Here is an 18,864-nt window from a genome sequence, read left to right as displayed (position 1 = left end):
AAAGGTTTCAGCGTGTGAATGAGGAGCGTGCGGGATGGACGGATTGATTGCATTGATCGGCTTGGTGGTCCTCGCGATCCCGGTCTCGATTGTCGCGCTATTCATCATGCTGGGCAGTGCGCGCCGTCGCATCGACGCGCTGGAACAGGCCCTGCGCGCGCAGGCCGCCCCCGCACCCGCCACGCCCCGGGCGGCGCAGGCAGAGCCGCCCCGCGCCAGCCCTGCGCGGGCCGAAACACCGGTCGCCCGCCCGCCGGAGCCGGAACCCGCGCGCAAACCCGCCCCGCCCAAAACCCCGCCGAACCTGCCGCCAGCGCCGCCCGCGCCGCGCACGCCCGGACCGGTGGAGGCGGCATTGGCGCAGCTTGGTCCGTGGCTTCAGCAAAACTGGTTCTACGCCGTCTCTGCTGCCTCATTGGCGTTGGCGGGGATCTTTCTGGTGCAATACGGGATGGAGAACGGCCTGCTGCCGCCGCGTGCACGCGTCGCCGCCGGGCTCGGCTTTGGTGCGGCGCTGATCGGTCTGGGTGAATGGATCCGTCGCCGTTTCGGCGATGGGGAGCAATCGCTGACCGCCTATCTGCCCTCGGTATTCTCGGGTGCGGGGATCGTGACGCTGTTTGGGGCGATCCTGTCGGCGCGGATGCTGTATGATCTGATCGGCGGCAATGCGGCGATGATCGGGATGGTGGCGGTGGCGCTGATCGCGATGGTGCTGGGCTGGATGCACGGGCCGCTTCTGGTTGCGGTGGGCGTGATCGGCGCCTACGCGGCGCCGGTGGTGTTGGAGAGTTCCAGCAGCGACGCAAGCCCGCTGCTGGGCTACTTCGCCATCATTGCGGTGCTGGGGCTTGGCGTCGATACGCTGCGCCGCTGGGGCTGGATTTCGGCGCTGACGCTGCTGGGCGCCTATACAATGGGCACATTGGTGGCGCTGGGCCTGCCGGGGCAGAGCCATTGGGCCGGCGTCGCATACTTCGCGGCCCTGCCGGTGCTGGCGATCCTGATCCCGGCGCGCGGGCTGTGGCCGGATCACAGCGGACCGGTCACCACCGTGGGTGTGCTGGCGCGCGTGGCAATTGGCACGCGCGGCTGGCCGCAGTTTCCCACGGTCATGGCCTTCGCCAGCGTCGCGGCAAGCGCGTTCCTGCTGCTGACGTATTTTGGCGGGCGGGCGGATACATCGTGGCTGTCGCTGCTCTTGCTCACCGCGCTGACGGTGGCGTTGATCCTGTGGTCGCGGGCAGCACCCGCATTGCAGGACCAGCCGTTGTTGCCCGGCGCGGCCCTGATCGCATCGGTTCTGTTGCAGGGGCTGGACCGCAGCGCGCTGGCGCGCGGCTTTGCCAACACATACGTCGACGCGCCCGAGGCGGCGTTTCCGTGGGTCGTGACGATCCTGCTGGGCCTTGGCGTCGCGGTCTCGGTCGCGGCCTGCTGGCGCGCGCTGCGGGGGGGTGATTTTGCCGTCCTCTGGGCCGTAATCGCGGTTCTTTTTGCCCCTGCGATGGCCATGGCGCTGGAGTATGGCTGGACCCCTTCCGAGGTCATCGGCGCCTACCCTTGGGCGCTGCACGCGGCGGGGCTGGCCGCGCTGATGGTCGCCTTTGCCGAACGCTTTGCCCGCGCGGATGGCGAGAACCGCCTGCGCGCCAGCTTTGCCGTGATGTCGGCGCTGTCGTGCATGGCCTTCGCCTTTGTCGTGGTGCTGAGCGATGTGGCGCTGACGGTCGCGCTGGGGGTGACCGTTCTGGCCGCCGCAGCGCTTGATCGGATCTGGCGCCTGCCGCAGCTGACGTGGTTCATCGCGGCGGGTGTGGTGACGCTGGGCTACCGTCTGGTGGCCGATCCGGGGCTGGATTTTGGCCGCGCGGCCTCGAACGCGGATTTCACACTCGCCTATATCGGCACGCTGGTCATCCTGCTCGCGTCGCTCTGGTTCCTCCGCCCGTTGGAGCGGCCGACGGCCAAGCTGATGCTCGACAGTGCCGCGTGGTCGACGGGGGGCTGGTGCTAAGCCTGCTGATCTTCCGCGGGATCGAGGCGCGCTTTGGCGTGGCATACGACGATGCGCATTGGACGCTTGGGCTGAACGCCGCGATCTGGCTGGGGCTGGCGCTGGCGCAGCTTCAGCGGATGGGCGATCTGTCGGGTTTGCTCAACCGGGTGCGCGCTGTGCTGGCGGGCGTGTTTGGCGCAATCGGTGCGATGGCCGCGCTGGTGGCGCTGACGGCGGCAAACCCGCTCAACAATGGTAGCGAGACGCAGCACGTGCTGGGTCCGGTGCTGATCAACACGCTGGCGGCGGCCTATCTGGTGCCCGCACTGGTGTTGCTGATCGGCGCGTGGCGGCTGCGCGCCCTCGATCCGCGGGTGCGCAAGGCGATTGCCGGGGCAGGGGCGCTGCTGGCGCTGGTCTGGGGCTTTGCCACGATCCGCCACTTCTGGCAGGGCGGCGCGGCGATGCCGCTATACGAGCCGATGAGCCAGCCCGAGCTTTACACCTATACCGTCGTGCTGCTCGCCGCCGGGGCGGCGCTGTTCTACCAATCGCTCGCCCGCCGCGCGCCGGGGCTGCGCAAGGGGGGCTGGTCGTGATCGGGTTGGCCGTGGCCAAGGTGTTCTTTGTCGATATTGGCGAGCTGGATGGCCTCACGCGCGTGTTCTCGTTGCTGATCCTCGGGCTGTCGCTGGCCGCGCTTGCGTGGCTCAACCGCTGGGCGCAGGCGCGCGATGGCCGCGACGGGCCGCCCGCGCTGCCGCCCGAGCAGGGCGCGCAATAGCGCGCTTGCCCCGCCGCGCGCGCGCGCCTATAACCGCCGCGACATGATGTTGCGTGCTTTCATACGGCGAATTACGCTCCCGGCGCTGCGCTGATCTGCGCGCCGCCGGGCACAGGTGTTCGAGCCCTCGCACCGCCCCCCATTCCCATGCCTTGAGACGACAGAAAAAGGACGCTCCAGATGTGCGCCGAAACGCCCGACTATAAATCCACCCTGACCCTGCCCAAGACCGATTTTCCGATGCGCGCGGGCCTGCCCAAACGGGAACCCGCGTGGCTGGAACGCTGGGAACGCATCGGCATCTACGACCGTTTGCGCGAAAAGACGGGGCGCGAAAGCTTTACCCTGCACGACGGCCCGCCCTACGCGAACGGGCATCTGCACATCGGTCACGCGCTCAACAAGACGATCAAGGACATGATCGTGCGCTCCCACCAGATGATGGGATACGACGCGCGCTATATCCCCGGCTGGGATTGCCACGGCCTGCCCATCGAATGGAAGATCGAGGAAGCCTACCGCAAGAAGGGCCGCAACAAGGACGACGTGCCGATCAACGAATTCCGCGCCGAATGCCGCGAGTTCGCCGCGGGCTGGGTCGACATCCAGCGCGAGGAGTTCAAACGTCTGGGCATCACCGGCAACTGGGCCGAGCCGTACCTGACGATGGATTTCCACGCCGAGCGCGTGATCGCCGAGGAATTCATGAAATTCCTGATGAACGGCACGCTCTATCAGGGCTCCAAACCCGTGATGTGGTCACCCATTGAGCAGACCGCGCTGGCCGAGGCGGAGGTGGAGTATCACGACAAGGACAGCTTTACGATCTGGGTGAAGTTCGAGGTCAAAAGGAAGCCTAAACTAATCCCTGTCTCTGAAAGAGGAACAGAACCAACTGTCATGACTAAGGCAGAACAGGAAGCTTTTGATTTGGAGGGGGCAATTGTTCCGATCTGGACAACTACACCTTGGACAATCCCGTCCAATAAGGCCGTAGTTTTCTCGAATAGCGTCCGATACGATCTTTATGAAGTAACAGCAGTCGAAGAGGAGTGTTGGGCGAAAGTTGGTGAGCGATATATCATCGCCAGCAAACTTGCGGAGCAAACCTTCGAAAAAGCTAGAGTAAAGGACTGGCGACATCTTGGCGAGGTAAAGCATCAGACTCTCGAAGAAATTGAACTGCTACACCCTCTTGCGAATACTCCGGGTTCAAAAAGAGAATGGGATAAGCCCCGCGATTTCCGCGCCGCCGAGTTCGTGACCGACACCGAAGGCACCGGCTTCGTGCACTGCGCGCCCAGCCACGGGATGGAGGAATACGAGCTCTACCGCGATCTGGGGATGCTGCAGCAGGTGATCACCTACAACGTGCTCGACGATGGCTCCTTCCGGCCTGATCTGCCGTTCTTTGGCGGCAAATACATCCTCAACCGCAAGGGCAAGGAAGGCGACGCCAACACCGCCGTCATCGACAAGCTGGTCGAGGTGGGTGGCCTGATGGCGCGCGGCAAGATCAAGCATAGCTATCCGCACAGCTGGCGCTCAAAGGCGCCGGTGATCTACCGCAACACGCCGCAGTGGTTCGCCGCCATCGACAAGCCCGTGGGCGACGGTCTGGACACTCACGGCACAACCATCCGCGAACGCGCGCTGACCGAGATCGACAACGTCAAATGGACGCCCAAATCCGGGCGCAACCGGCTTCATTCGATGATGGAGGCGCGGCCTGATTGGGTGCTCTCCCGCCAGCGCGCCTGGGGCGTGCCGCTGACGTGTTTCACCAAGCGCGGGGCGCTGCCGACCGACGACGACTACCTGCTGCGCAACGAAGAGGTGAACGCCCGCATCGTCGAGGCGTTCGAGGCCGATGGCGCCGACGTCTGGTACGAGGACGGGGCCAAGGAGCGGTTTCTGAGCGGGATCGTGAACCCCGATGACTATGATCAGGTGATGGACATCCTTGATGTGTGGTTCGATTCCGGGTCGACCCACGCATTTACCCTTCGCGACCGGGCTGACGGCTCTGACGATGGGATCGCGGATGTCTATATGGAAGGCACCGACCAGCACCGCGGGTGGTTCCATTCATCCCTGCTGCAATCGGTGGGCACCACGGGGCGCGCGCCCTACCGGCAGGTGGTCACTCATGGCATGACGCTCGACCAGAAGGGTTTCAAACAGTCCAAGTCGCTGGGCAACATCACCCCGCCCGAGGACGTGATCAAGCAATACGGCGCCGATATCCTGCGCCTTTGGGTTGCGCAGACGGACTATACGCTGGACCAGCGCATCGGGCCGGAGATCCTGAAAGGCACCGCCGACAGCTACCGCCGCCTGCGCAATACCATGCGCTATATGCTCGGCGCGTTGGGGGATTTCACCGAGGCCGACCGCGTCGAGGCCGCCGAGATGCCCGAGCTGGAGCGCTGGGTGCTGCACCGTCTGGCGGAGCTGGACACGCAGGTGCGCGAGGGCTACGCGCGGTTTGATTTTCAGGGCGTGTTCCGCGCGGTATTCGATTTTGCCACGCTGGATCTGTCGGCGTTCTACTTCGATATCCGCAAGGACGCGCTCTATTGCGACGGCGACACGCTGCGCCGCCGGGCCGCGCGCACGGTGATGGATCTGCTCTTCCACCGTCTGACCACATGGCTCGCGCCCGTGCTGGTCTTCACCATGGAAGAGGTCTGGCTGGAGCGGTTCGACGCGGACGACGCCTCCGTTCACCTGCAGGACATCCCCGCCACGCCCGACGGCTGGCTGGACGCGGATCTGGCGGCGAAATGGGCGCAGGTGCGCGCCGCGCGCCGGGTGGTCACGGCGGCGCTGGAGGTGCAGCGCACCGACAAGGTCATCGGCGCCTCGCTGGAGGCCGCCCCCATCGTCTATGTCGCCGATGACACGCAGCGCGCCGCGCTGGAATCGGTGTCCTTCGAGGATGTGAGCATCACCAGCCAGATCAAGGTGACGGGCGACGCGGCCCCCGCCGATGCCTTCCGCTTGCCGGAAGTGGACGGCGTCGCGGTCGTCTTTGCCAAGGCCGAGGGTGCGAAATGCGCGCGCTGCTGGAAAGTGCTGCCGGATATCGGCACCCACGCCCACGCGGACGTCTGCGCGCGCTGCGATGACGCCGTCGGATGACCGCATCGCGGATGAGATCACCGCACAGGTGATCGACCGGGGGGCGGGCAAGACGATCTGCCCCTCGGAAGTTGCCCGCGCGCTGGGCGCGGACTGGCGCGCGTTGATGCCTCAGGTGCGGCGGGTTGCGGGCGATCTGGCCAAAGAGGGAAGGATCGCGGTGACGCAAAAGGGCGAGACCGTCGATGCGGAAACCGCGCGCGGACCGATCCGTCTGGGCCTTGCGCAGGAAACGGATTGAGCCCGCGCGCATCCCGGCGCACAGTGATCCCATGCCTGAATGTTCAATCCAGACCCAATTCGGCCCGCTTATCCTCACGGAACGGAATGGCGCGATTACCGCACTCAATTGGGGTCATGCCCCGGCCGAGGACAGCACAAAACTGTTGCAGGAAGCTTGTGCCCAGATCACCGACTATGCCGCAGGCAGGCGGGAGGTCTTTGATCTGCCGCTGCGCGTCGCTGGCTCGGATTTCCAACGCGCGGTTTGCGCGCAGATGTCCGCGATCCCCTACGGCCAGACGCTCACCTACGGTGATATCGCCCGTGCGCTGGGGGTGCCTGCGCAGGCGGTGGGGCAGGCCTGCGGGGCCAATCCGATCCCGATCATCATCCCCTGCCACCGCGTCATGGGCGCGCGGGGCATGACCGGATTTTCCGGGGCAGGTGGGGTCGAGACAAAGGTGGCCCTGCTGCGCCACGAGGGCGGCGTGCTGATCTAGTCGCGCGGATCGAAAAAGAATTGCTGCACGATCCCCGCGCCCATCAGATACACGGAGGTGACGACGAGGCCCCACTGCGCCCAGCTTTCGGGATCAAAATTCACCCAAGCGGCCCAGCCGGCAAAGAACGTCCAGGCCAGCGCCATGGGCAGCGTCACCGCGCGCCAGCGCTCTGTCCGAACGGGGTGCACGAATTTCAGCGGCGCGAACATTGTGATCGACAGGAACGTCACGAGGATAAGGCTGACCCACCACGGCAGGTTCAGCGCAAAGATCACCAGCACCAGCATGTTGAAACAGCCCGGAAACCCCCAGAAGGAATTGTCCTTTGTTTTCATGCGGGTGTCGCAGAAATACATGGCGGAGGCGAAGGTCACGATGATGATCATCACCCAACCCGACCAGCCGTCCATCAGCCCCGATTTGAACAGGGCAAAGGCCGGGATGAATACATAGGTCAGATAGTCGATGATCAGATCCAGCAGCACGCCGTCGAACTGCGGCGCGTTCGTCTTGACGTCGTAGCGGCGCGCGAGCGGCCCGTCGATCCCGTCCACAAAGAACGCAACGACCAGCCACAGAAACATCATGTCATATTTTTCGTCCACCGCCGCCAGCATCGCGAGCATCGCAAAAACGGCGCCCGTAGCGGTGAGAAGATGAACGGCGAGCGCTTTTTGCTGAACTGTCATGACACGGGTGTCGCAAATTTGGGCGGCAATGCAAAGCCCTCTCAGGCTTTGGGATGCGCGCGGTTGTAGACTTCCATCAGGCGCAGCGTATCGACGGCCGTGTAGGCCTGTGTGGTCGACAGCGAGGCATGGCCCAAAAGCTCCTGAATCGCGCGCAGGTCGCCACCCGCGTCCAGCAGATGCGTGGCAAAGCTGTGGCGCATGGCGTGCGGTGTGGCCGAGGCGGGCAGACCCAGCTGCATCCGGGCGTCCGCCATCACGCTTTGGATTGCGCGCCCGTTCAGCGCCCCCCGCGCACGCCGCGAAAGAGCGGCGCACCGGCCTCCTGCACGTGGGGGCACAGCGACAGGTAGTGATCCACCGCATCGCGCGCGGCGGGCAGGACGGGCACGTCGCGCTCTTTTCCGCCCTTGCCGAAAATCCGCAGGCTGGCCCCCAGCGGCGCATCGGCGCCGCGCAGGCCCAACGCCTCCGAGATCCGCAGACCGCAGCCCCACAGAAGTGTCAGCACGGCCACATCCCGCGCCGCAATCCACGGCGCGCGGCCCTGCGCCTCGACGCAGTCGATCAGCTCGCGCGCGGCATCAACGGCCAGTGGGCGCGGCAGCTTTTTCGTGAATTTGGGTGCGCGGGTCAGCAGCACGGCGGTCGGCTCGAAGCCTTCGCGCTCTGCCAGCCAGCGATAGAACGCCTTTACCGACGACAGCTTGCGCGCGAGCGAGCGTGGCCCCACGCCGCCCGCGCGGGTCTGCGCCATCCATGCGCGCATGTCGCCAATCGTGATGCATGACAGGGGCCCAAGCCCCTGCATCCCGCCGCTGTGCACGGCCAGAAAAGCAAGCCATTCGGTGACATCGCCACGGTAGGCAGTCAGGGTGTTTTCCGCTGCCCCCTTCAGCCCGCGCTGATGGGCAAGCCAGGCTTGCAGTGCGTCCCGCGCGGCGGGGCTGATCGCAAGCGTGTCAGGCGCCGCGCTCAAGACAGCCAGCGACGCATCGTGCGCTCGAACACCCCGGTGAAGAACGCCAGCAGATCGGTGCCCTGCTGTGGGCCGAACATATGCGGATCCTCGGCACCCATGACCAGCAGACCGGGCAGACGGCCTGCACCAAAATCCAGCTTGAGACAGGCCTCCGAGCGGATCCATTCCGCGTTGGGGCCGTAAATCTGCTCTGCCGCGTCCTGAACAGACCGCAGTGTGACCTGCCGCACCGTGCCGCCACGCCCTTGGGTGAGGTAGTCGTCAATAAACCCCGGCTCCGCCACGGTCAGAACGTCGCCAAGCCGCTGGACTGCGGGGTTGCTGTCGTTTTGCACCGATTCCAGTACCAGCCGGACGGAATCGACGCGCAGGATTTCGGCCACCTCGCCGCCCAGATCGCGCAGAAACGTCTCGAACTCCACCGGGTCCAGCATGCGCAGAATGGCGCGGTGGATCTGATTGGTGCCCGCAAGGTTTTCGTAGGCGGCAGCGATCACGCTGCGGTGCGTATCCTCAAGACGGTCAAGACGGTTCTCCAACCGCTCCATCGCGATGCCGCGCAGATCGACGATATTCGCGCCGATGGCTTTCTCATTGGCGGCGATCAGCGCCTGCATCACGTCGTTATCGTCAAGGATCACATCGGGTTGCGAGATGATAGCCTCGCGCAGGGTGTCTTCGATCTTGGGGCTGCTGCTCATGCGGATACCGGTTATCTTGATTTGCGGCACCTTAGCAGCGCGGGCGCGCGATGGCTTCCCCTTTTTTGGGGGAGGTCGCGAAATTGCGTGCCCGTGTCCTGCCTGCCCCGATCAGGCAACGCGGTTCGCGGCGACCTCCTTCACCGCTTCGGCGGCAACGCGCAGGTTTTCGGGCTCCAGCGGCTTGTTCACGTAGCCGCGCACCATGTCAAAGGATGCCGCGCGCGCCTTGTCGCGCGGGTTCAGCGATGTGGTCAGCATGATAACGACCGAGGTGTTGAAGGCCTCGCCCAGCTCCGCACAGGCCGCTTCGAGGAATTCAAAGCCCGTCATGCGCGGCATGTTGATATCAAGCAGGATCAGATCGACGGGCGGGCGATCGCCCTCCTTGAGATAGGCCAACGCCTCTTCGGCGTAGGTGAAGCCGACCACATCCTCTGCCATGCCGGAGCGATCGATGATCCGGCGGTACATCATCTGGTCGATCTGTTCGTCGTCGACCATCATTACGTGGCCCAGGGGGGTGGTTCTGCTCATGCCGCGATCTCCTTTGGAGTTGTGTCGGCCGTCGGATCATCGAGGTGCACGGTGAAGGTGCTGCCAGCGCCCTCGCGCGACGCGACCGTGATCGACCCGTTGTGATTTGCGGCGATGCGTTTGCAGGTCGCAAGGCCAAGGCCGGTGCCGCCGTAGGTCTCGCGCACGTGCAGGCGCTGGAACAGACCAAAGATGCGGTCCTGCTTGTCGGGGGCGATGCCGATGCCATTGTCCGAAACGCTCACCACGGTGCCGCCCTGCGGGTGCGGGTGCGCGCCGATTGTGATTTCGGGGCGCGCGCCCTCGGGCTGGAACTTGATCGCGTTGCCAACCAGATTGCGCAGGACCGTTACGATCTGGCGCCGATAGCCGTGGACATCGCAGGTTTGCGTGACGGTGATCTTTGCCCCCGTCGCCATCAGCTTGTCGTGCAGGGTCTCGCGGACCTCGTCGATGAGATCCGACACGGCGAGCCGCTCGGCCTCCTCGCGCTGATCGGTGGCCCAGGAGTATTCGAGCACATCCTCGATCAGCTCGCTCATCCGCGCGACGGTGCTGCGGGCGTGGGTCAAAAGCGTGCGCGCATCTGCGGCCATGGCGTCGCTGTGCGACACCTCAAGTTCGTTGAGCAGCAGATGGATCGTGTTTGCGGGTGATTTCATGTCGTGCGACACGGAATAGGTGAATTCCGCCTGTTCGCGGCGCAGGGCCTCGCTTTCCTCCCAGGCGTCCTGCAGCCGTTCGCCGTCGCGGGCCAGCGCGTCGTTCTGCTCTTTCAGGCGGGCGTTGGCGGCATCAAGGCTGCTTTGCGCGCGGGTCAGCTGCCGGTTGCGGTTCACGAGGGTGTCGAACATCGACACGAGCAGCCGATGCCCGGGCCGGAAGACGATCACAAGTTCCAACACGATGATCCCCAGGGCCAGCAGCAGCGTCATCACCTCGAATCGGCGAAGCAGTTCGATGCGCGCCCCGGATTCGGCCTCGAACGCGGAAACGACGGCGTCGAGATCGGCAAGGATCCCCGCGCGTTCCAGCGTCTTGAGCTGCGCCAGCGCATCGGCATCACCCGGATCGGCAAGCAACCTGCGGGCCATGGCGATATAGGCGCGTACGCGGTCGTCCAACGACGATCCGTCCCTCTGCGCGAAATACAGCTGTGAAATCTTGTCGGTCAGCCCTTCCTGCGTGCTCAGCCCCGTGTGCGAGCGCTCAAAAAGCGCGATCGCGCGTTCGAATTCATCAACGGCGGTCGCAAGCTCGGCGCGGATCTCGGCCGCTTGCGCGCCGGTTTGCTGCGTCATCTCACCGGCAAGGTAGATGATCCGCTGGCTCAGCATCCGCTGGCGGCCACTGACATTGATATCGCTGGCGTCGGCGCGCAGATTGCGGGCTTCGAACTGGGTCAGCGCAAAATTAGCGGCCACGGAAAGAAACAGGATCGCGAGCGCGCCGATGTAGTAGATCATCAGCCGCCGGATCATGCCGCGACTGAGGGCCGCGTCGTCGGTATCGGATGTCGGACTGTTCACACGCTTCTCCCGTCCTGCATGTTGCGCAAGGATAGATCGGTGAAGGTGAAGAAGCCGCTAACGCCCTGCAGCAAAAGAAAACCGGCTCCAGATCGGAGCCGGTAGCGGTCACAGTTTCAGGCGGGTATCAGAGGATTTTCTGACCGGTCTTGGCCCAATCCGCCATGAATTGCTCAAGCCCCTTGTCTGTAAGCGGATGCGAGGCCAGTTTGCGGATCACCTCCGGCGGGGCCGTCATCACATCGGCGCCAATGCGCGCGCAATCCTGCACATGACCCACGGTGCGGATCGAGGCGGCGAGGATTTCGGTCTTGAACCCGTAGTTGTCGTAGATCGTGCGGATATCCTCGATCAGATCCATGCCGTCGAGGTTGATATCGTCGAGCCGCCCGATAAAGGGCGAGATGAACGACGCCCCCGCCTTGGCCGCCAGCAGCGCCTGATTGGCCGAAAAACACAGCGTGACATTGACCATGCGGCCCTCGCCCGAGAGCACCTTGCAGGCCTTGAGCCCGTCCCAGGTCAGCGGCAGCTTGATCGCGATGTTGTCGGCGATCTCGGCCAGCTTGCGCCCTTCGGCGATCATCGCGTCGGCCTCAAGCGCGACCACCTCGGCCGAGACGGGGCCGGAGACGATATCGCAGATCTCCTTGGTGACTTCGAGGATATCGCGGCCGGATTTCAGGATCAGCGAGGGGTTTGTGGTGACCCCGTCGACCATGCCCAGATCGTTCAGCTCACGGATGGCGTCGACGTCTGCGGTGTCTACAAAAAATTTCATGTCCGGTCCTTCGTGGTTGGAATGGGGGCGCCAACGGTTATATCTGCCTTTGCTTTAGCGCATGATCTGCCATGCTGAAACCCCCTTGACCCGAATGCCCCTGTGCTGGTGGACCCACTCTGCCTATGACTGATTTCTTTGACGAAGGGACGCTTGTCGCGGTGCTGACCACGCAGCCGCTGGACCGCGCGCTGGATTACCGCGCGCCCGAGGGCGGCTGTCATCTGGGCGCCTTTGTCGAGGTGCCGCTGGGGCCGCGCAAGGTGCTGGGCGTGGTCTGGGGGGCCGGGCAGGGCGATTACGACTATAACAAGGTGCGCTCGGTCATCCGGGTGCTGGACGCCGCGCCACTGCGCGATGAGATGAAAGCGTTTCTGGAGCGCGCGGCGGCCTATACGCTCACGCCGCTGCCCGCGATGCTGCGGCTGGCGACGCGCGCGCCGGGGCTGGGCGATCCGCCCTCGATGCGAAAGGTCTACCGGCGCGGCGACGGAGCGCCCGATCGCGTGACCAAGGCGCGCACGGCGGTGATCGACACGCTGGCGGAATACGGCGATCTGTCCTTCACGCTCAAGGAACTGGCGGAGATGGCTGATGTGACGTCCTCGGTCGTCAAGGGGCTGGTGGCCCAAGGCGTCGTGCGCGAGGAGGACAGCCCGCGCGATCTGCCCTTTGCCCGGCTCGATCCGAGCCTGCCCAGCAAGGCGCTGACCGAGGATCAGGCGGCGGCCTCCGCGCATCTGGCGCAGGCAGTGACATCTGAGAGCTACGGCACGACGCTGCTGCGCGGCGTCACCGGATCGGGCAAGACGGAGGTCTATCTGGAGGCGGTGGCAAGCGCGCTGCGCGCGGGGCGTCAGGCGCTGGTGCTGCTGCCCGAGATTGCCCTGACAGAACAATTCCTGACCCGCGTCGAGGCGCGATTTGGCGCCAAACCCGCCGAGTGGCACTCGGGAGCGACGATGACGGAACGGCGCCGGATCTGGCGCATGGTGGGGCAAGGGCAGGCGCAGTTGGTGATCGGCGCGCGCTCCGCATTGTTCCTGCCGTATCAGAACCTTGGCCTGATCGTGGTCGATGAGGAGCACGACACGTCCTATAAGCAGGAGGACGGCGTGCTCTATCACGCGCGCGACATGGCCGTGCTGCGCGCCTCGATCTGCGGCGCGCATGTGGTGCTGGCCTCGGCTACGCCGTCGCTGGAAAGCTGGGCCAACGCCGAAGCCGGGAAATATACGCGGCTTGAGCTGACCTCGCGCTTTGGCCCCGCGGTGATGCCCAAGATGGGCACGATCGACATGCGCGCCGAAACCCTGCGCAGCGACCGCTGGGTGTCGCCCAGGCTCAAGGCCGAGGTCGACGCGCGGCTGGAGCGTGGCGAGCAGGCGATGCTGTTCATCAACCGCCGCGGCTATGCGCCGATCACGCTCTGCCGGGCCTGCGGGCATCAAATCGGGTGCGACGATTGCGACGCGCGCATGGTCGAACACCGCTTTCTCAAACGCTTGATCTGCCATCAATGCGGCGAGAGCAAACCGATGCCCACCGCCTGCCCCTCCTGCGAGGCGGAGGACAAGCTGGCCGCCGTCGGCCCCGGCGTGGAGCGGCTGGGCGAGGAGGCGGCGGCGATCTGGCCCGAGGCGCGTATCGCCACGCTCAGCTCGGACATGTACGGCAGTGCGCGCGCGCTCAAGGCCGAGATCTCGGCGATTGGCGAGGGGGCGGCGGACATCATCATCGGCACGCAGCTGGTGGCCAAGGGGCACAACTTTCCCAAGCTTACGCTGGTGGGCGTGATCGACGCGGATCTGGGGCTGACGGGATCGGATCTGCGCGCGGCGGAGCGCACGTTTCAGCTGATGCGCCAGGTCGCGGGGCGTGCGGGCCGGGCGGAGGCGCCGGGCACGGCCTTGCTGCAGACCTACCAGCCCGAACATCCGGTGATCCGCGCGATCCTCGCTGGCGAAGAAGAGGCGTTCTGGAAAGCCGAGGCCGATGAGCGGCGCGGCGCGGGAATGCCGCCCTACGGCAGGCTCGCCGGCATCATCCTGAGCGGGCCGGAGGTGGGGGCGGTGTTTGACGCGGGCAACCAGCTGGCGCGCAACGACCGCGCGCTGCGCGAGATCGGCGCGCAGGTTTTTGGCCCGGCCCCGGCCCCGATTGCGCGGGTGCGCGGGCGCCACCGCGTGCGGCTGCTGGTCAAGGCCGACAAGGGCGCACCGCTGCAACGTGCGCTGGCGCAGTGGATCAGCCAGATCCGGCTGAAAGGCGATCTGCGGCTGGCCGTGGATATCGATCCGCAAAGCTTTTACTGAGGCTGACGGATGACGCTCTTGCGCGGCTGCGCAAGTCGCCCCACCCGCCATCCCGCGCACGCCCGATGTGCAAAAATTGCGCTCGCCTTTGGGAATGGCCGGGCGTAAGGCTGAGAGATGATAGAGTTTCTGCGCCTCGACCAAGCCTCCGAACAGCCGCTGTGGCGGCGCCCGATCACGCTTTTGTTCCTGATGGCGCTGGCGATGCCGATCGCGTTTTTCACCTGGTACGCGCTGCTCAATAACTTCGTAAAAGAGGTTGCGGATTTTGATGGCGCGGACATCGGCCTGCTGCACACCATCCGCGAAATCCCCGGTTTCCTCAGCTTTCTGGTGATTTTCCTCATCATCGTGTTCCGCGAGCAGGTGCTGGGGCTGACCTCGCTGATCCTGCTGGGCGCGGCCACGGCGATCACCGCGTGGTATCCGCAGCTGACGGGGATCATGATCCTGACCTTTCTCAGCTCGGTCGGGTTTCATTATTACGAGACGGTCAATCAATCCCTGCAACTGCAATGGCTGCCCAAGGACCGCGCGCCGCAAATCCTGGGCTGGCTGATGGCGACCGGATCGGCGGCGACCTTCTGCGTGTATTTTGTCATCATGATCCTGTGGGAGCCGCTGGGCCTGACCTACAACATGGTGTTCATGGTGGGCGGCGGCATCACCGTGGCCATCGCCGCCTTTGCGCTGCTGGCCTATCCGCAATACGAATCGCCGCATCCGCAGATCAAGCGTCTGGTCCTGCGCCGCCGTTACTGGCTTTATTACGCGTTGCAGTTCATGGCCGGCGCGCGGCGGCAGATCTTCATGGTGTTCGCGGGCTTCATGATGGTCGAAAAATTCGGTTTTCAGGTCTACGAGATCGCGGGGCTGTATCTGATCAATCTGGTGATCAACATGGTGATCGCCCCGCTGCTGGGCAAGATCGTCGGCCGGTTTGGCGAGCGCAACGCGCTGATGTTTGAATACACCGGGCTGGTTTGCGTGTTTCTTGCCTACGGCGGTGTGTATTTCTTTGACTGGGGGTTTCAGGTAGCTGCCGTGCTCTATGTGCTCGATCACATGTTCTTTGGCCTCGCCCTCGCGCTCAAGACATATTTTCAGAAGATCGGTGCGCCGGGGGATATGGCGCCCACGGCTGCCGTTGCTTTCACGATCAACCACATCGCGGCGGTCTTTCTGCCGGTGCTGCTGGGGCTGTTGTGGCTGGCATCGCCCGCGGCGGTGTTCCTGTTGGCGGCGGGCATGGCGGGGGTGTCGCTCATCCTGTCGACGCTCATCCCGCGCCATCCCGTTCCGGGGGCCGAGACGATCTTTGCCGCGCGCGCCCCACAGGCGGCTGAATGAGCGCGGAGGGGCGTTTTCTGACCGGCTCGACCCTGGGCCACGTGACGCGGATGACCGCGACGGGCGCGCTGGGGATTACCTTTGTATTTCTGGTGGATGCGGCGAACCTTCTGTGGGTGTCGCAACTGGGCGAGCCGCAGCTGGTGGCGGCGGTAGGCTTTGCCTATGCGGTGCAGTTCTTTTCGGTCTCGGTGGCCGTTGGGCTGATGATCGCGGCCACGGCGGTCGTGTCGCGCAGCATCGGCGCGGGGGACAGGGCGCGGGCGCGCAGGCAAGCGGGCGCCGCCGTGGTGATCGCGGCCTCGACCTTGGCGGTCGTCGCGGCGCTGATCGTGCTGTTCCGCCACAACCTCGTCGGCATGGCAGGGGCGGAGGGGGAGACCGCGCGCCTTGCCGCGCGCTATCTTGCGATCACGATCCCCTCGCTTGTCCCGATGAGTGCGGCACTGGTCATGTCGGGCACCTTGCGCGCCGATGGCTACGGCGCAAAGGCAATGTACATCACGCTGACCGGCGGCTGCATCCTGATGGTGATTGATCCCATCATGATCGTCGGCTTTGGCTGGGGGCTGGATGGCGCGGCCATCGGCCTTGTGCTCTTTCGTTTTTCGCTGCTGGCGATGGCGGTACATTTTGCGGTCCGCCAGCTCAACCTCGTGGACCGCCCGCGTCTCGCGACCCTGCGCCGCATCGGGGCGCCCTTTGTCGCCGTGGCGATCCCGGCGATTGCCACGCAGATGAGCACGCCGGTGGGTAACTACCTGCTGACCATCGTGATGGCGCCCTTTGGCGATGATGCGGTCGCTGCCTGGGCCGTGGTGGGGCGGCTGACGGTGGTGGTGTTCGGCGGGATCTTTGCGCTCAGCGGCGCGATCGGCGGGATATTCGGCCAGAACTACGGCGCGGGGCAGCTGGACCGCGTGCGCTCTACCTACCGCGACGCGCTGATCTTTTGTCTGCTCTATACGCTGGTGGCCTGGGGCCTGTTCGTGCTGGCCGTTCCTTACATCATCGCCGCATTCGGGCTGACCGGGCAGGGGGCGGAGGTGCTGCGCGCCTTTGCCGTGATCGGCGTGGGCGGGTTCATCTTTTTCGGCGCACTTTTTGTCTCCAACGCCGCCTTCAACAATCTGGGCAAGCCTGGGCGCTCGACCCTTGTGAACTGGATCAAGGACGGCGTGCTGAGCCTGCCTGCCGCGATGCTCTTTGCCGCCAGCTTTGGCGCGGCGGGGGTGATCTATGGTCAGGCGGCGGCGGGCATTGCGGTCGGCGGGCTCTCGGCGCTGTGGGGCTGGGTCTACGTGCGCGGCCTGCAAGCGCCCGAAAGCGCTCTTGACGTGCCCGCGCCGCGGCCCTACCCGAACCCCGACCGCCACAGGAGCCGCTGATGCCGACCTTTACCGCCCTGACGACCCTGCCGGACCGCGACGCCGCCTACCGCCTTGAGCGTGCGATGGAGGCGCTGGACCCCGCGCCCACCGGCGTCGGCGTGTTCGAGATGGAGGACGAATCGGGCCTGTGGGAGGTCGGCGGCTATTTTGAAGCCGCCCCCGACGATACCGCGCTGGCCCTGCTGGCCGCCGCCACCGGCGCGCAGCCCTTCATCGTGAGCGAGCTGCCCGAGACCGATTGGGTCGCCCACGTGCGCCGCGAGCTGGCGCCGGTCGAGGCCGGGCGCTTTTTCGTCTACGGCAGCCACGACGCTGACCGCGTGCCCGAGGGCTGTGAGCCGCTGTTGATCGAGGCGGCGATGGCCTTTGGCACCGGGCACCATGGCACGACGCTGGGATGTCTGCGCGCGCTGGACCGTCTGGCAGAGGCCGGGTTCACCGGACGACGCGTCATCGACGTGGGCTGCGGCACCGCCGTGCTGGCGATGGCCGCCGCGCGGATCTGGCCGCGCGACGTGCTGGCGTCGGACATCGACGAGGTCGCGGTGGATGTGGCGCGTGCCAATGCCGCCGCCAATGGGCTGGCGGATCGCATCACCTGCGTCGAGGCGGCAGGCTTCGATCACCCCACGCTGGCGGCTGCGGCGCCGTTCGATCTGGTGTTCGCCAACATCCTCAAGGGACCGCTGATCGCGCTGGCACCCGATATGGCCGCTGCTTTGATGCCCGGCGGCTACGCGATTCTTTCTGGCGTGTTGAACGCGCAGGCCGATGAGGTGATCGAGGTTTATGCACGATCCGGCATCAATCTGCACCACCGTGAAAGCATTGGTGACTGGACGACGATAACGCTTCGGAAAAAGACCACAGACTGACCGCAAATGCGTTCGGATCGACGCATTTGCCCCATTTCGGCCACATTTGTTGTCTAAAACTTGATTCAACAGAGGTGGGGGCTTCTGTTGAGAAAGACCACTGCCATGGTTCAGACCAAAGAGAATTTTTCCGCCCGCCTTTCCTCGGTCGACAAGCGTCACGCCAAAATGGTGCGCCGCGGCTACACCACGCGCGTTGATCGCAATGGTGTGATCGTGGCCAAGCCCCGCAAGGCGCGCCTGCGTCTGCCGATCAAGGGCGCGTTTCTGATGGTGCTCAGCTTCTTCATGTTCAAGGCGTTCATGCTGTCGGCCAACGGGCCGGATGCCTACGCCGATCGTCTTGCCCAGCTTGAGGCCGGCAGCGTGATCGAAGTGGCGGGCGCCCGGGTGCTGGCGGTTGATCCGGTCACCCAATTCTTCGCCGATCAAATGGGGCCGCTGTTCCGCTAAGGCCTACTGGCACCCCGTCAATTGAAAAGGCCGCGCCCGATTTCTATCGGGGCGGCCTTTTTGCTGGTCAGGGTGGCGTCAGCGCGCGGGAGGTCACGCCGGCACCGCCGCGCGCTCAGCGGATGAAGTTGCTGCGGGCGACGTCGTCGATGGCACCACGCTCCAGACCGATATCGGCCAGCTCGCGGTCGGTCAGATCCATCAGGGCGTTGCGGGTCACGCGGGCATCGTTCCACGCGATGATGTCTGCCACGAGGTCAGCCAGAAAAACGTAAGCACGGTTCACGAATGTCGCTGTGCCGTAGGTGGTGCGGGTAGTGTCAAAAGCTGCCATGGGAGCCATCCTTCTAAGGGTTAGAGTACTGCGCTGCTGATTGTCTCAGCGGGATGACCGCCAAATAGGCAGAGTATGAACGGCGCGCAATGTACGGTTGTGCACGGCTGATATGCGTTTTCTGCATGGGTCGGTATGGTGGTTAACCGATTGACAGATCACCCTTTTTTCGCCGCAATTGGTGTCGTGTCTGGGCGTTGGAGTGTCGCGAATGCTGCATTGCGGCGCGATCGAACCGATTTCGGCAGGCGCGGCATTAAGGATTAGGTAATGTT

At 64.9% G+C, this 18,864-nt stretch carries 14 protein-coding genes and 2 pseudogenes; 9 read left to right on the top strand and 7 right to left on the bottom strand.

Annotated elements, in window-relative coordinates; translation table 11 throughout:
• The first annotated feature begins 34 nt into the window (after nt 1-34).
• The 4 genes and pseudogenes from KDD17_RS18860 (at nt 35) to KDD17_RS10130 (ending at nt 6,649) form a co-directional block, all read left to right on the top strand.
• A pseudogene (locus KDD17_RS18860) lies at nt 35-2,783 on the top strand (DUF2339 domain-containing protein).
• 180 nt (nt 2,784-2,963) lie between these two features.
• Complete coding sequence (gene ileS / locus KDD17_RS10140) at nt 2,964-5,927, top strand: isoleucine--tRNA ligase (RefSeq protein WP_212703556.1); 2,964 nt, start codon at nt 2,964-2,966, stop codon at nt 5,925-5,927.
• The gene (locus KDD17_RS10135) at nt 5,911-6,168 is read left to right on the top strand and encodes a DUF3253 domain-containing protein (protein ID WP_212703555.1); all 258 of its coding nucleotides are present in this window, start codon (nt 5,911-5,913) and stop codon (nt 6,166-6,168) included. The genes ileS and KDD17_RS10135 overlap by 17 nt, the downstream gene beginning before the upstream one ends.
• A 31-nt stretch (nt 6,169-6,199) precedes the next feature.
• Nucleotides 6,200-6,649 carry a methylated-DNA--[protein]-cysteine S-methyltransferase gene (locus tag KDD17_RS10130; RefSeq protein ID WP_212703554.1) on the top strand — a complete coding sequence of 150 codons (450 nt, stop codon included), beginning with the start codon at nt 6,200-6,202 and terminating at the stop codon, nt 6,647-6,649.
• On the opposite strand, the gene KDD17_RS10125 is transcribed toward KDD17_RS10130, so the two are convergent.
• From KDD17_RS10125 to fsa, 6 genes and pseudogenes are all read right to left on the bottom strand, one after another.
• Nucleotides 6,646-7,341 (bottom strand): CDP-alcohol phosphatidyltransferase family protein, encoded by a 696-nt coding sequence (locus KDD17_RS10125; RefSeq protein ID WP_212703553.1) that lies wholly within the window; start codon nt 7,339-7,341, stop codon nt 6,646-6,648. The two genes, KDD17_RS10130 and KDD17_RS10125, sit on opposite strands and share 4 nt — an antisense overlap.
• Nucleotides 7,342-7,382: 41 nt before the next feature.
• Nucleotides 7,383-8,320: pseudogene (locus tag KDD17_RS10120) on the bottom strand (tyrosine recombinase XerC).
• Complete coding sequence (locus KDD17_RS10115) at nt 8,317-9,024, bottom strand: DUF484 family protein (protein ID WP_212703552.1); 708 nt, start codon at nt 9,022-9,024, stop codon at nt 8,317-8,319. Before KDD17_RS10115 ends, KDD17_RS10120 begins: the two are co-directional and overlap by 4 nt.
• A 111-nt stretch (nt 9,025-9,135) precedes the next feature.
• Nucleotides 9,136-9,561: a response regulator gene (locus KDD17_RS10110; RefSeq protein WP_254796770.1), complete on the bottom strand. Its 426-nt coding sequence runs from the start codon at nt 9,559-9,561 to the stop codon at nt 9,136-9,138.
• Entirely contained in the window at nt 9,558-11,090 is a 1,533-nt protein-coding gene (locus KDD17_RS10105; RefSeq protein ID WP_212703551.1) for a sensor histidine kinase, read from the bottom strand. The genes KDD17_RS10110 and KDD17_RS10105 overlap by 4 nt, the downstream gene beginning before the upstream one ends.
• 127 nt (nt 11,091-11,217) lie before the next feature.
• Nucleotides 11,218-11,871 carry a fructose-6-phosphate aldolase gene (gene fsa, locus KDD17_RS10100; RefSeq protein WP_212703550.1) on the bottom strand — a complete coding sequence of 218 codons (654 nt, stop codon included), beginning with the start codon at nt 11,869-11,871 and terminating at the stop codon, nt 11,218-11,220.
• A gap of 125 nt (nt 11,872-11,996) precedes the next feature.
• Here fsa and KDD17_RS10095 point away from each other — a divergent pair, with 125 nt between their 5' ends.
• From KDD17_RS10095 to KDD17_RS10075, 5 genes are all read left to right on the top strand, one after another.
• Nucleotides 11,997-14,186 carry a primosomal protein N' gene (locus KDD17_RS10095; RefSeq protein WP_212703549.1) on the top strand — a complete coding sequence of 730 codons (2,190 nt, stop codon included), beginning with the start codon at nt 11,997-11,999 and terminating at the stop codon, nt 14,184-14,186.
• A gap of 117 nt (nt 14,187-14,303) precedes the next feature.
• Nucleotides 14,304-15,536, top strand: a complete 1,233-nt coding sequence (locus tag KDD17_RS10090; RefSeq protein ID WP_212703548.1) for an MFS transporter — start codon at nt 14,304-14,306, stop codon at nt 15,534-15,536.
• The gene (locus tag KDD17_RS10085; protein ID WP_254796769.1) at nt 15,533-16,924 is read left to right on the top strand and encodes an MATE family efflux transporter; all 1,392 of its coding nucleotides are present in this window, start codon (nt 15,533-15,535) and stop codon (nt 16,922-16,924) included. The genes KDD17_RS10090 and KDD17_RS10085 overlap by 4 nt, the downstream gene beginning before the upstream one ends.
• The gene (locus KDD17_RS10080; protein WP_212703547.1) at nt 16,924-17,802 is read left to right on the top strand and encodes a 50S ribosomal protein L11 methyltransferase; all 879 of its coding nucleotides are present in this window, start codon (nt 16,924-16,926) and stop codon (nt 17,800-17,802) included. The genes KDD17_RS10085 and KDD17_RS10080 overlap by 1 nt, the downstream gene beginning before the upstream one ends.
• A 105-nt stretch (nt 17,803-17,907) precedes the next feature.
• Complete coding sequence (locus KDD17_RS10075) at nt 17,908-18,255, top strand: hypothetical protein (RefSeq protein ID WP_212703546.1); 348 nt, start codon at nt 17,908-17,910, stop codon at nt 18,253-18,255.
• A gap of 115 nt (nt 18,256-18,370) precedes the next feature.
• Here KDD17_RS10075 and KDD17_RS10070 read toward each other — a convergent pair whose 3' ends face one another.
• On the bottom strand, nt 18,371-18,589 hold the full coding sequence (locus tag KDD17_RS10070; protein WP_212703545.1) for a DUF1127 domain-containing protein: 219 nt from the start codon (nt 18,587-18,589) through the stop codon (nt 18,371-18,373).
• Between the last annotated feature and the right edge of the window lie 275 nt (nt 18,590-18,864).

Source organism: Sulfitobacter albidus, from assembly GCF_018200035.1.
GTDB lineage: Bacteria > Pseudomonadota > Alphaproteobacteria > Rhodobacterales > Rhodobacteraceae > Sulfitobacter > Sulfitobacter albidus.
The sequence above is the reverse complement of the archived record's forward strand: the minus strand, read 5'-3'. Positions and strand labels throughout refer to the sequence as shown.